This is a genomic window from Streptomyces sp. FIT100, from assembly GCF_024584805.1.
GTDB lineage: Bacteria > Actinomycetota > Actinomycetes > Streptomycetales > Streptomycetaceae > Streptomyces.
Map to the genome: position 1 here is coordinate 6,344,568 of NZ_CP075715.1, position 13,163 is coordinate 6,357,730.

Annotated in this window: 11 protein-coding genes; all 11 read right to left on the reverse strand. The window is 71.3% G+C overall.

What is annotated here, in order from left to right; translation table 11 throughout:
- Positions 1-163: 163 nt before the first annotated feature.
- Entirely contained in the window at positions 164-1,813 is a 1,650-nt protein-coding gene (locus KK483_RS28495) for an alpha/beta hydrolase (protein WP_262008075.1), read from the reverse strand.
- Between the two features lie 81 nt (positions 1,814-1,894).
- The gene (locus tag KK483_RS28500; protein ID WP_262008076.1) at positions 1,895-2,569 is read right to left on the reverse strand and encodes a DUF4142 domain-containing protein; all 675 of its coding nucleotides are present in this window, start codon (positions 2,567-2,569) and stop codon (positions 1,895-1,897) included.
- A gap of 91 nt (positions 2,570-2,660) precedes the next feature.
- Positions 2,661-3,659: a TIGR04222 domain-containing membrane protein gene (locus tag KK483_RS28505; protein ID WP_262008077.1), complete on the reverse strand. Its 999-nt coding sequence runs from the start codon at positions 3,657-3,659 to the stop codon at positions 2,661-2,663.
- 5 nt (positions 3,660-3,664) lie between these two features.
- Complete coding sequence (locus tag KK483_RS28510) at positions 3,665-5,038, reverse strand: DUF692 domain-containing protein (protein ID WP_262008078.1); 1,374 nt, start codon at positions 5,036-5,038, stop codon at positions 3,665-3,667.
- Positions 5,039-5,165: 127 nt separating this feature from the next.
- A complete protein-coding gene (locus tag KK483_RS28515; protein ID WP_262008079.1) occupies positions 5,166-5,948 on the reverse strand; it encodes a DUF4142 domain-containing protein in 783 nt (260 codons plus the stop codon).
- Positions 5,949-6,179: 231 nt separating this feature from the next.
- Positions 6,180-7,040, reverse strand: a complete 861-nt coding sequence (locus KK483_RS28520) for a squalene/phytoene synthase family protein (RefSeq protein ID WP_262008080.1) — start codon at positions 7,038-7,040, stop codon at positions 6,180-6,182.
- Entirely contained in the window at positions 7,037-7,750 is a 714-nt protein-coding gene (locus tag KK483_RS28525) for a hypothetical protein (RefSeq protein ID WP_262008081.1), read from the reverse strand. Before KK483_RS28525 ends, KK483_RS28520 begins: the two co-directional genes overlap by 4 nt.
- Positions 7,735-8,676 (reverse strand): squalene/phytoene synthase family protein, encoded by a 942-nt coding sequence (locus tag KK483_RS28530; RefSeq protein ID WP_262008082.1) that lies wholly within the window; start codon positions 8,674-8,676, stop codon positions 7,735-7,737. Before KK483_RS28530 ends, KK483_RS28525 begins: the two co-directional genes overlap by 16 nt.
- 165 nt (positions 8,677-8,841) lie before the next feature.
- Positions 8,842-9,984: a flavodoxin-dependent (E)-4-hydroxy-3-methylbut-2-enyl-diphosphate synthase gene (gene ispG / locus KK483_RS28535; protein WP_262008083.1), complete on the reverse strand. Its 1,143-nt coding sequence runs from the start codon at positions 9,982-9,984 to the stop codon at positions 8,842-8,844.
- Positions 9,981-11,765 carry a 1-deoxy-D-xylulose-5-phosphate synthase gene (locus KK483_RS28540; protein WP_262008084.1) on the reverse strand — a complete coding sequence of 595 codons (1,785 nt, stop codon included), beginning with the start codon at positions 11,763-11,765 and terminating at the stop codon, positions 9,981-9,983. The genes ispG and KK483_RS28540 overlap by 4 nt, the downstream gene beginning before the upstream one ends.
- Positions 11,762-12,697: a 4-hydroxy-3-methylbut-2-enyl diphosphate reductase gene (locus tag KK483_RS28545; RefSeq protein ID WP_399015188.1), complete on the reverse strand. Its 936-nt coding sequence runs from the start codon at positions 12,695-12,697 to the stop codon at positions 11,762-11,764. The genes KK483_RS28540 and KK483_RS28545 overlap by 4 nt, the downstream gene beginning before the upstream one ends.
- Positions 12,698-13,163 lie beyond the last annotated feature (466 nt).

Consider the following 13,163-nt stretch of genomic DNA (forward strand, 5'->3'; position numbering starts at 1 on the left):
GTAGAGTCGGTTCCCGGCCGGGGGTTCGGGGGTTGTCCCCCGGATAGTGCGGTACGGGGCGTCGTAAGAGTGTTGCCGATCTTGTGGCCGGTCTCGCCTGAGCCGCTGGTCGCACGACCTGGGACGGGCCGCGGAAGCGGCCCGTCCCCTTTGACCCGGAAGATCAGACGGCAGGCGGCAGCACCCGCTCGACCGCTCGCCGGTCCAGCGACACCGGGTCCGGCTGCGGGTGCGGCGCGCACGATGCGCGCCGCACCGGCATCCTCCCCGTCAGCAGATACGCCTCCATGTGGCCGTTGACGCAGGCGTTCTGCTCGCCCCCGATGCCGTGCGAGCCCGCGTCCCGCTCGGTCACGAGCACCGATCCCGCGAGCCGTCGCTCCAGTTCCACCGCGCCCGCGTACGGTGTCGCCCCGTCCCGCTCCGCCGCCAGCAGCAGGACGGGCGGCAGTTCACCGGGGCGTGTGCCCACGTCGAGCGGTTGCTGCCGGGGGCCCTGCCAGTAGGCGCACGGCAGGTTCATCCAGACGTTGGCCCAGGTCTCGAACGGCGCCCGGCGCGCCAGCGCGGTGTTGTCGCGGTCCCAGACCGCCCAGTCCGTCGGCCATGGCGCGTCGTTGCACTCGACGGCCGTGTAGACGGCGTTGCCGTTCTCCTCCTCCCGCGCCTCCTCCGGGTCCGGCGCCGCCTGCTTGACCAGCGGCCGTGGATCTCCCTTCAGATACCGCGAGAGCGCGTGCGCCCGGGCCTTCCAGTAGTCGTCGTAGTAGCCCGCCCGCAGAAACGCGGACTGGAGCTGGCCGGGGCCGACCTTGCCGCCCGCGGGCTTCAGCGCGAGCCGGGCCCTGGCCGTCTCGTAACTGCGCTGCACCGCCTGGGGGGTTGTCCCGAGGCCGTACGTCGCGTGGTGCCGGGCCACCCAGGTGAGGAAGTCCTGCCACCGGCTCTCGAAGGCGAGCGACTGGCTCAGGTTGCTCTGGTACCAGATCTTCTCCGGGGAGGGGTCCACCACCGAGTCGAGGACCATGCGGCGCACCCGCCCGGGGAACAGCGTGGCGTGCAGGGCGCCCAGATACGTGCCGTACGAGACGCCGTAGTAGCTGAGCCCGTCCTCGCGCAGCGCCGCCCGCAGCACCTCCAGGTCGCGGGCGTTGGCGACCGAGTGGTAGTGGCGCAGGTCCGGGCCGGCGGCGCGGGCGCAGCCGGCGGCGTACGCCTGTGCCCGGGCGATACGCTCCCGCTTCTCCGCGGGTGACGGGCTGGGCGCGTCCACGGTCGGGGCCTTGGTGAACTCCGCGGGGTCCTGGCAGGACAGCGGGGCCGAACGGCCCACTCCGCGCGGGGCGTAGCCGACGAGGTCGTAGGCGCGGGCGATCCGCTTCCACTCGGCCCGCTTGCGGACCTTGGGGAAGTACATGCCAGACCCGCCCGGGCCGCCGGGGTTGTAGACGAGCGCCCCCTGGCGCTCGGCGGGGGTCCCGGTGGCCTTCGCCCGGCTGACGGTGAGACGGATCTGGCGCCCGAACGGCTCGGCGTAGTCCAGTGGGACCTCGAACGTGCCGCACTTGACGTACTTCGGGAGCTCCTCGACCTCGGGGCAGCGGCCGAAGGAGATGCCGGCGGCCATGGCGCGGGCGGTGGCGACGAGCGTGCCGCGGCCCTCGGGCGTGAGCAGGTCCCCGATGTCGTCCGCGCGGACGACGCCGCCGGCCGGAGCGGCGGCGAGCGATGGTGCGGCAGCGAGCGACGGTGTGGCGGCGAGGGCCGACAGGACCAGGGAGCCGACGACTCCGTACAAGGTGGGTGCTTTCAACGGTGTTCCCCTTCGCACGTCGGTGCGTCGAAGATCACCGCAGCGTTGCGCCGTGTAAAGCACCGCCGTTCGGTGTCGGCGTCAATGACCCCCATGCGTGACGCCCGGCGGTTCCCCGGCCGCGTCTCGCGCGATGGCGTCGAAGTCGACCAGCCCCGTCGCCTCCAGCACCTTCATATGCTCCAGGGCGGCGGTGACGACGTCGTCGGCGAGCGCGCGGACCAGGCCGTTGCGCGTCGTGTGGCGGATGTGGGCGGCCACCTCGAGGTCCTGGCCCTGCGACCGGCGCAGCAGAGCGGCGAAGCTCGTCTCGTACGCACGGCCCTGGGCCGCCGTCAGGTCCCGCAGCCACGAGCGCTGCTCCTCGGCGGGCTGGCTGGGCAGTTCCACGCCCAGCGGCTCCGTGCCGAGGCGCGTCGCGACGTCCCGTACCCGCCCGTCGAGATAGGTGTGGCCGGAGACGAGGTGCTCGCCGGCCACGGCGACCGCGCGGCTCGGCGCCCGGGCGACGGCCTGCTGGCCGGCCGGGATCCGCCAAAGACCCGCGAGCCGGACGCGGACGAGGAAGTCCCGGTCGGCCGCCGACAGCGGACCCCACCGGGTGGCCACGGAACCGGCCCTGAGCTCGGCCGGTCCCGTACCCGAGCGGTCCGCGTACGACCAGACGGGGAACATGAGCGCGGCGATGGTCGCGGTCAGGGCGACGACGACCACGCCGGTGCTCAAGGCGGAGGGGGTGAGACGGTGTGCGGACATGGTGGGTCGGTCGAGGGAACGCATCGTGCCTCCTGCGTGCGGCCCGCACGCTACTGGGCCCGGCGCTGATCCCGTGAGCGGTTCCGGGAAGTCAGCTGGAACTGCCCCCACCGCAGCCCGATCCGCCCGCGCCCCCGCCGCAGCTGGAGCCGCCGCCCGAGCCGCCCCCGCACGAGGAGCCTCCTCCTCCGCCTCCGCCGCAGGAGGCACCACCGCAGCCACCGCCACCGCCGGAGCCACCGCCGCCGGGGTCCGACGACGCGCACCAGACCACGACGGCCGCGGCGGTCACGTCACCCGAGCCGTGATGCGCGGCGGGCCGCGCCTGGCTGTTCCGTGCCAGCCCGGCGGCCGCCATCAGATGTGCCCTGAGATCCCCGTCGACCAGCGCAGGCAGCCCGTGCAGGGCCACGACGCGGCCCGCGTCGCCGGCGTACGCAGGGGCCCGGGCGTAGTCGGCGGCGGCGCGCCTGCCCGCCGCCGTGACCTTGCCGCGCGCCTTGCCCATGCAGACGAGTCCGACGACGAGGCCCGCGAAGAAGGCGGGCAGGACCTTCACGACGAACGGGACGGGGGTGCCCCCGCCCCCGTCGAACGCCAGGAACTGCACGACGGTCAGCGCGATCGAGAACGGGAACAGCAGGAAGCAGCAGATCGTCTGCGTGAACGCCCAGATGTGCCAGGGGCGCAGGGAGCGGGGCACGACCATCAGCCCGCGCGCCGCGAGCCCGTCGCCTATCTCCTGCACGGCGGGGTTGCGCATCACGGCGACCCGCAGCGTGTGCAGGGCACCGCTCGGTGCGGCGGCCGCCTCCAGGAGCACCACGCGCTCGACCGGGTCGTTGGCCACGGGGCGCTGGACGGTGGCGATGCCGGGCCAGCCGACCGCGAGCCGTCCGTCCGAGGCCATGGCGGCGAGCGCGGTGTCCGCGACCCGGCCGGGGCCGCCGTTCAGGAAGGCGACCTCCATCAGGTCGTGCGCGGGTCCGCCGGGGCCGCTGCGGCGGGTGACCGCGAGCCCCCGGACCAGCAGCACCGAGGAGACGGTCACGGCGAGAGTCACCAGTACGGCAAGAACGTTGAACAGCACGGCGGTCACCTCCTGACGAGGGCGGCGCGGGCCGCCCGTACGAAACGGGTCGAGCGGCGCGGCGGCCGGGCGCCGGCGCGGTCCTGCCACCAGTGCGTGAGCCGGCGCCGCGCGGCGGGGTCCTCGGGCCGCCCGGCGAGCAGCAGATGTTCGGCGAAGTCGAGCGCGTCGCGGCGGTAACCGTCGCGCATGGGCCGGCCCTGGGCGTAGGCGAGGAACGCGGGCCGGTAGCCGCTTCCGAGGATCTCGGGCAGCTCCGGTGCCACCTTGGCCACCACGTCGGCCCGCTTCGCGGCCAGCGCCCTGCTCTGCACCCGCAGCCGCCGCGAATCGAAGCCCTCGGGGGCGGGGGTCCCCGCGACCAGCGCCGACAGCAGCGCGGCCTGCGCGAGCCCGACGCGCTCCCTTCGCCGCTCCTGCTCCTGCGCCTGCTCCTGCTCCTGCGCCTGCGTCTGGGCCTCGCCGGAGGCGGTCGGGGCGGTCGGCGCGGTGCGGGCGGCCGGTGCGGCCGTCCCCGTCGTGGTCAATGGTGTGGCCGGAGCGGCGGCGGCCAGATCCAAGGTGCGCCGGATCGCCGCCAGTTCGCCCGCCAGCTCCTCGGCGGGCGGGAAGTCGTCGTCCCGCTCCAGCAGCACGCCGGGCGGGTCCGTGCGCGAGCGCAGCTCCGACAGGATGGCGAGGACCGCGGGCGGCACCGGGTGGGCGTGGGTGTCGTGCCACACGCCGTCGCGCTCGACGCCGCCCGCGACATGGACGTACGCGATGGCCTCGACAGGGAGTTCGTCGAGGGCGGTCACCGGGTCCTCGCCGCGGTTGACGTGATTGGTGTGGAGGTTGGCGACGTCGATCAGCAGGCGTACGCCCGTACGCTCGACGAGCTCGGCCAGGAACTGCCCCTCCGTCAGCTCCTCACCGGGCCAGGAGATCAGCGCCGCGATGTTCTCCAGCGCGAGCGGCACGGGCAGGGCGTCCTGGGCGATACGGACGTTCTCGCAGAGGACGTCCAGGGCGTCCCGGGTGCGCGGGACGGGCAGCAGATGGCCCGCCTCCATGCGGGGCGAGGCGGTGAGCGCGCCGCCCGCGCGGACGAAGGCGATGTGCTCGGTGACCAGCGGGGCGCCCAGCGCCTGCGCCCGCTCGGCCAGGGCGGTCAGTCGCGCCGGATCGGGGCGCTCGGCGCCGCCCAGCCCCAGGGAGACACCGTGCGGGACGACCGTGACGCCGCGCTCCAGGAGGCGCCCGAGGGAGTCCGGCAGATGCCCGGGACACACGTTCTCGGCCACGACCTCGACCCAGTCGAGGCCCGGCAGGGCTTCGACGGCGCCCGCGATCTCCGGGCGCCAGCCGATGCCGCTGCCGAGCCTGTCGAGCTTCTTCATGGGTCCCCCCTCCTCCGCGTCCGCGGATCCCCTGCATGTGCAGGGGTGATGGCCCCGCAGAGCGGTGCCGAATCCAGGGGAGGGGACGTTGAGAGCTTGATTTGAGGTTCCTGCGGAATCCGCGCCGTCACGGGGACGATCCGGGCGCGGGCCGGTTGGTGTTGACCGCGGTGGGCGGGCCGGGCTGCGTCGAGGGGCGCGAGGTGAACGACTGGTCGCTGCCCGTCGGACCGGCCGGCGCCGGCGCCGGCGGCAGATTGCCGTCCGGCGGCGGCGGGCCCGTCGGGCTGGCCGTCGCCACACCGGCGGCGTCGTTGGCGAGCGCGTCGAAGTCCACCATGCCGGTCCCCTCCAGCATGGTGATGTGGTCCAGCACGGTCTGGTTGGCATCGCTCGCCAGCTGCCGTATGAGGGTGTTGCGGGTGGAGTGCCGGACCTGGGCTATCAGCGAGAAGACCTTGCCGTGCGCCATGCGCAGCAGGTTCGCGAACTTCCACTCGTACTCGCGGCCGCTCGCCGCCGACAGCTCCCGCAGCCAGCCCTGCTGCTGCTCGTTGGGTTGGTTCGGCAGCTCGACCCCGAGCTTCGCCGCCACGTCGCGGGCCCGCTGGTCGAGGTCGGTGTGGCCGACGACGAGGTGGTCACCCGCGTCCTTGATCGCCTGGCTCGGCGCACGTTCGATGGCCTGCTGGCCCGCGGGCAGCTCCCAGAGACCCGCGAGCCGCACCTTCACGAGGAAGTCCCGGTCGGTCGCCGACAGCGGTCCCCACTGCGTCGCCACGCTCGACGCGTTGAGGTTCGCCTGACCGGTGCCGGACCGGTCGGCGTAGGACCAGACGGGGAACGCGAGCGCGCCGACCGTGGCTACCAGGGCCGCGATGATGAGTGCTGTCCCGTTGATGCGCCGCAACAAGTGTTCCTCCCGAGCCGTTGTGCGTATCGCAGAATCAACCGGCAACCGAACCGGCGGTTCAACCTACTTGGCAGTACTGGAAGGTACGTAACGGGGCGGCGTTGTGTTCAGCCGAGCCGTGGATCAGGCGCGGATCAGGCGTGGATCAGGCGCGGATCAGGCGTGGATCAGGCGCGGACCCGGCGCGCATCCAGGCCGGGTCCCCTTGCGCTCTGAACCCGGCTCAGCTCAGTCGCCATCGTGCCGCGGCGCCTGGGTCGGTCGCCCCCTGTGCATGGTGGTGCCGAGCAGGTGGGCCACTTCGTGGCGGGTGAGTTTGGTGCGGCCTTGTCCTAGGGCGGCGAGTGTCGCCCAGGCGAGAGTGAGGGGGACTCTGCAGAAGTCGAGAACGGGGCCGGGAGGCAGGTGCGCTACATAGAGGTCACCTGCATTCAGGTTTCTCACGGCGTAGTCGCGTACCTGTGGCGTGCTCCAGCCGGTGGGGAAGAAGTCGATGTTTCTGGTCAGGTCCTCTTCCCTGTTCTGGAGGATGTTGATCGCCTGGAGTCCCCGGCCGAAGCCAACGGCCAGTGACCGGTCGGTAGCAGTGCCGTCGAACCAGGCCCACAAGTCGCTGAGGAGCAGTCCGACGATGCCGGCCACATCGAACGTGTACCGGTCGAGATCGGACTGGGTGTCGATGGTCCACTGCAGTCCCACCCATTCGGCCATGCGGTCGGCGATGGACGAGAGCGTCTCCCAGGTGCGGCAGGCGATCGTGGGGGGCGCCAAAGCGGCCCATTCGCCGATCCGTTGGGAGATCTCGGGCAGTTGGCCGGAATACGAGCGCAGCAAGGGCAGTGAGCCGGTGGTGCCGGTGGTGCCGGCGGTGCACTGTCCGGACCGCAGAGCGTGGCTGATCTGCCGGAGCAGGTGCTGCTTGGCGTCGTCTGCGATGCCGGGGTGGTCTTCGATTTCGTCGATCGCCCGCAGGCAGAGGAAGAAGGACATCACCGGCTCGCGTAGGCCCCCGGGCAGTGCGATGACAGGGATGTAGAAGGTGCGGCTGGTTTCCAGGAGGACTCTCTCCGCGTCCCGGCCGATGCTCACAGTTCGTCATTCGTGTGGGACATCTCTGGCTCGGATGTCGCGGTGCGCGTATGGCCGTCCGATCGACCGTGCTGCCACAGCACGGTGACGTAGAGCGCATTCAGGGCAAGGGTGACGGCCACGAGGGATTCCTGGAACGTCGATGCGACGATTCCCGGCGGCGGGTATGCGAGCCAGGCGGCGCCGGCGCAGAAGTTGCCCAGCAGCATGCAGACGGCGATCGGGACGGACTGACCCGCGGTGGACGCGCGTTCGTACCACATGAACAGGAACAGCCCCGCCATCATCAACGCGGCGGCGAACCCCCCGTAAAGCCCCCAGTGATCGTGGTAGTACGCGATGAAGACTTGGTTCAGCTGGAACGTCATCGCCAGCGCTGCCAGCAGGGTCAGGCCGAACAAGCCGTAGAAGACCTTGGCTGAGATGCGCGGAAATTGGCCGGGGCCGTATCTGAGCGCCTGCCAGGCTATGACGAGGTCGAGGACGAGCCAAGCGAAGGGGATCGGTCTGAGGAACCCAGGAGGAGGCTCGATGAATGAACTGATCGCCTCCCATGAGAGGTTGGCGCACAAGGCCACCACCGGCATGCCGTAGATCCCGTCCGCTCTCGCTCGCCGGATGATCAGCACGTAGGCGAGCGTCCAGAACACTCCGCACAACACAATGCCGACATTGAATGCCGCGCTGCCGAGCATCACGCCGGCCGACATGACCGGCCGTCTTTCGCCGGACCGCTGCGTTGGAGGGCGGATCTGAGACCGTGAAGCAGCGTGCGGCGGCCCGCTGGGAGGCCGGCCACGGTCCGCACGGCGATCTCGACCTTCTCCCCCCTCGGCACAGTGATCCGGCGATCCAGCAGCTGTGACGGTTCATCTGCTATCCGGGTGAGGAGCCTCAGGTACACCCCGGCCATGGTGCCCAGGCAGGCCGAACTGCGATGGTGGAGAAGCGGAAGCAGACGCAGGCCTTCGACGTAGAAGCGCAATGCCCGTTCCGCCTGGAAACGAACCAAGGCGTCAAAGCTCGGGCCGTGTCGGAATGAGACCGGTGGACCGTTCGGGACAGGGAGGAATGTGCGTAGATCCTCGGTCGGCAGGTATACGCGTCCCGCGTCCGCGTCCTCGGCGATGTCCCGGAGAATATTGGTCAGCTGCATACCGATCCACAGTGATGACGCCAGATTCGCGGCCTTCGGGTGGCCGCTTGGCGGGAACACTCCCAGGCAGAGCCTGCCTACCGATCCCGCGACCCGGTCGCAGTAGACGTAGAGATCGTCGAAAGTGCCGAACTCCGCACCGGCGACGTCCATCTCGACACCGTCGATCAGCTCATCGAACGCCTTCAGCGGGATGGGATAACGATGAGCAGTGTCCCCCAACGCCACACACACGGGGTCCGGGTACGCACGCAGGTTCGTGAGTTGCTGTCTCATCCGTGTCAGCTCGCGGTGCTTGACGTCCGTGTCCAGACCGCCATCGGCCAGGTCGTCGATCTCACGGGCGTAGGCGTAGACGGCACACAGCGCCAGACGGTCGGTCCTGGGGAGCAGCCGGATCCCGTAGCGGAAGTTGCCCGCGCGGTGGCTGGTCACCCGCTCGCAGTACGCATAGGCCGCGTCCACCTCGGTGACGTCCATCGCTGTCGACCTCCGTGAAATCGGACTTCGGCGGGCAGGTGGTAGCAGGTGGTGACGCGGCCTCACGGGTAAGGGAGTTGTCAAGGAAGTCGTCCAGGATGCCGTCCACCTGATCCCGGATCCGGGCCGTATCCATCGGATCGGCGGCAACGGTGCGGGCGGTACTCACGCCCTCTCCCGCGGCGGTGCGGCCATGCGGTCCGGTTCCCGGGTCAGGCTCAGAGCCTCGTCCACAAGTGCTTCGACGATCTGCGCTTCGGGGACGGTGCGCAGGACTTGGCCCTTGCGGAAGATCTGGCCTTTGCCGTTGCCGCACGAGACGCCCAGGTCGGCTTCGCGGGCTTCGCCCGGGCCGTTGACGACGCAGCCCATGACGGCGATGCGCAGCGGGTGGGGGAACCCGTCGAAGGCTGCCTCGACCTTGGCGGCAAGGGCGTGGATGTCGACCTGGAGGCGGCCGCAGCCCGGGCAGGAGACGATCTCCAGCTTGCGCGGGCGCAGTCCGAGCGAGGCGAGGATGTGGTTGCCGGCCTTGACCTGTTCGACGGGCGGTGCGGAGAGTGAGACGCGGATGGTGTCGCCGATGCCCTCCGCCAGGAGTACGGAGAAGGCCACCGCGGACTTGATGGAGCCCTGGAACGCGGGGCCTGCCTCGGTGACGCCGAGGTGGAGGGGGTAGTCGCAGCGTTCGGCGAGCATCCGGTTGGCGGCGATCACGGTGAGCGGGTCGTGGTGCTTGACCGCGATCTTGAGCTCGCGGAAACCGTGCTCCTCGAACAGCGAGCACTCCCACAGCGCGGACTCCACCAGCGCCTCGGGAACGGCTCCGCCGTGCTTGGCCAGCAGCCGCCTGTCGAGGGAGCCGGCGTTCACCCCGATGCGGATCGGGACGTCCGCCCTCCCGGCCGCCTTCGCGATCTGCCCCACCTTGTCATCGAACCGCCGGATGTTGCCGGGGTTGACGCGGACGGCCGCGCACCCGGCGTCGATCGCGGCGAAGACGTACTTGGACTGGAAGTGGATGTCTGCGATGACCGGGATCGGCGACCTGGCCACTATGGCGGGCAGTGCCAGCGCGTCGTCGGCGGAGGGGACGGCGACGCGGATGATGTCGCAGCCGGCGGCGGTCACCTCGGCGATCTGCTGCAAGGTGGCGTCGATGTCCGCGGTGTTGGTCGTGGTCATGGTCTGCACGGTGATCGGTGCGCCGCCGCCGACGGGGACGCCGCCGACGCGGATCCGGCGGGTGGGGCGGCGTGCCGGGGGTTTGACCGGCAGCGCGGGAAGGCCGAGATCGATCGAGGTCATGGTGACCTCTCGGTTTCCACAGGGACGTTGATCCGACCGGTGCGTTGGAGTACGGCTCGGGTGATGCCGGCCGCGTCAAGCCCCGCCTGCCCCAGCAGCGTGCCGCGGGAGCCGTGGGGGAGATAGGCGCGGGCCAGACCCAGTGTGTGCACCGGAGTCGTGACGCCCGCGTCGGCGCAGGCCAGGGCGAGGGCCGATCCGACACCGCCGGTGCGTATCCCGTCCTCGATGGAAACGGCGAGGGCGTGACGGGCCACGATTCCCGGCAGCGCGGGGTTGACGGGCAGCACCCAGCGTGGGTCGGCGACCGTGACGCCGATGCCGTGGCGCTCCAGCTCGGCGGCGGCCTCCAGCGCCGCCGCGGCGAGCGGGCCGACGGGCAGGAGCAGGACGTCGAGGGGGCGGGCGGCGCCGCGGTGCAGGATGTCGATGCCGTCCATGGTGACGAGGGCGGGGATGTCGCCGCCTACGGAGGCCTTGGGCAGCCGAAGCGCTGTGGCGCCGTGATCGCACTCGACGGCCTCGGTGAGAAGTTGGCGCAGGCGGGTGGCGTCGCGGGGTGCGGCGACCCGCAGCCCGGGGACCGCGGAGAGGATCGCCAGGTCCCACATGCCGTGGTGGGACGGACCGTCGGGGCCGGTGATCCCGGCCCGGTCGAGGACGAACGTCACCGGCAGCCGATGCAGTCCCACATCCATGAGCACCTGGTCGAAGGCACGGTTGAGGAAGGTGGCGTAGACGGCGACGACCGGATGGAGTCCGCCCATGGCGAGCCCGGCGGCAGAGGTGACGGCGTGCTGCTCGGCGATGCCGACGTCGAAGACCCGACCGGGGAAGGCGACGGCCATCGGGTTCAGACCGGTGGGGCGCAGCATGGAGGCGGTGATCGCGACCAGCTCGTCGTGTTTCTCGGCGAGTCGGAGCAGCTCCTGGCCGAAGACCGTCGTCCACGACGGCGGACCCGCCGACGCGGGTCTGCCCGTGGCCGGGTCCACGGTGCCGACGGCGTGCAGGCAGTCCGCCTCGTCCGCCTCGGCGGGCGGGTAGCCCTTGCCCTTGATGGTCCTGACGTGGACCACCACGGGCCGGTCCAGGGCACGGGCGCGGCACAACGCCCGTTCGATCTCGGGCGTGTCGTGGCCGTCGACCGGGCCGAGGTAGGCGAGTCCCAGCGCGGTGAAGGAGTTGACTTCACCCGGCCCGGCGGCGAGGTGCTCGGCAAGCCCCCCGCCCGTCGGGGCGTAGGAGCGGCCGTTGTCGTTGAGCACGACGATGACCGGCCGGTCCCGGGCGCTTCCGATGTTGTTGAGCGCCTCCCAGGCCATGCCGCCCGTGAGCGCGCCGTCGCCGATGACCGCCACAACGCGGCGGTCGCGCTGCCCGCGCAACGCGAACGCCTTGGCCAGCCCGTCGGCGTAGGAGAGGGACGTGGACGCGTGGGAGTTCTCCACCCAGTCGTGCTCGGACTCGGCCCGTGAGGGATAGCCGGACAGACCTCCCGGCCTGCGCAGCCGGTCGAAGCCCTTGACTCGGCCGGTCAGGACCTTGTGGACGTACGCCTGGTGGCCGGTGTCGAAGACGATCGCGTCCCGGGGCGAGTCGAAGACGCGGTGCAGAGCGATCGTCAGCTCCACGGCTCCCAGATTCGGCCCGAGGTGGCCGCCGGTGCGGGTGACCTTGTCGATGAGGAACGCGCGTATTTCCTCGGCGAGCACGAGGAGCCGATCCGGGTCGAGGGAGCGCAGAGCCTCCCGGGAGCCGATGGTGTCCAGGGTGGTCATGGTTTGCGCCTCACGTTCCTGGGGAGTGCGAAGTGGACGTCCTCGGTCGCGGCGGTGCGTTCGGCAATGGTGACGGGGCCGAGGGTGCGCAGATGGCCGATCACCTCGTCGACGAGGCGCTCAGGGGCTGACGCGCCGGCCGTGAGCCCGATGGTCGCGGCGCCCTCCAGCCACGCCGGGTCGATGTCGCGGGCGCCGTCGATCAGGTGGGCGACGGCGCCGAGGGAGCGGGCAAGCTCCACCAGCCGCAGGGAGTTGGAGGAGTTCACCGAGCCGACGACGAGCACGAGGTCGGCCTCACGGGCGATCCGGCGCAGCGCCTGCTGACGGTTGGTGGTGGCGTAGCAGATGTCGTCCGACGGCGGGGGCTTGAGGCCCGGGAAGCGCCCCTGAAGCGCCTCGACGATCGACGACGTCTCCTCGACGGAGAGCGTGGTCTGGGTCAGATAGGTGACGTGATCGGGGTCGTCGAGCTCCAGCGCGGCCGCCTCGTCCACGTTCTGTACGAGGACGGTGCGCTCGGGCGCCACACCCATCGTGCCCTCGACCTCCTCGTGCCCGGCGTGCCCGATGAGCACCACGGTGTCCCCGCGCCCGGCGAACCGCCTGGCCTCGCTGTGCACCTTGGTCACCAGCGGGCAGGTGGCATCGACAACGTCAAGACCGCGCCGCGCCGCCTCGTCCCGCACTGCGGGGGAGACCCCGTGCGCCGAGAAGACGACGACAGCGCCGTCGGGCACCTCGTCGAGCTCATCCACGAAGACGGCGCCCCGCCCGGCGAGATCGTTCACGACGTGCGCGTTGTGCACGATCTGCTTGCGTACGTAGACGGGGGCGCCGCGGCGTTCGAGCGTCCGCTCGACGGCCTCGATCGCCCGCTCCACCCCGGCGCAGAACGACCGCGGCGCGGCAAGCAGTACGGTGCGCTGCATCGCGGCCGCCTTCCCTTGCTCTGTCGTCCTGCCGGACTCTCTCCAGTGAGCCGCACCACGCACGCCGAAAGGAAGTGCCGGAGCGATGTGTGGTGTTGAAGGTGTTGATGCGCCACTGGCGCCCGAGGTCCTCACCGTTGCCGATATGGCGGGCATGGCGCACCAGCAGCACCCGGTGGGCGTGACAGGGAGGTCCTCGGGCGCGATCCGGCTGTGGTAGCAGCCGACGTGGAAGCTCTGCCCGCGTCCCGGCGGATCGCCCGCACCCGCACCAGCCCGAGGTGTGGCCACTCGGGGTCGGCGGCCTGGAAGACGGTGTGCACGCGATGGCCCGGCTCGCGCCGGGCCGAGCCGGGCGTCCAGGGTGAGCCGAGCCGGGCGTCCGGGGCCCCGTGCCCGCCATATCGGCAACGGTGAGGGCCTCGGCGGATGTGTTGAACCTGTTGAGCACCGGCTGTGGGCAACC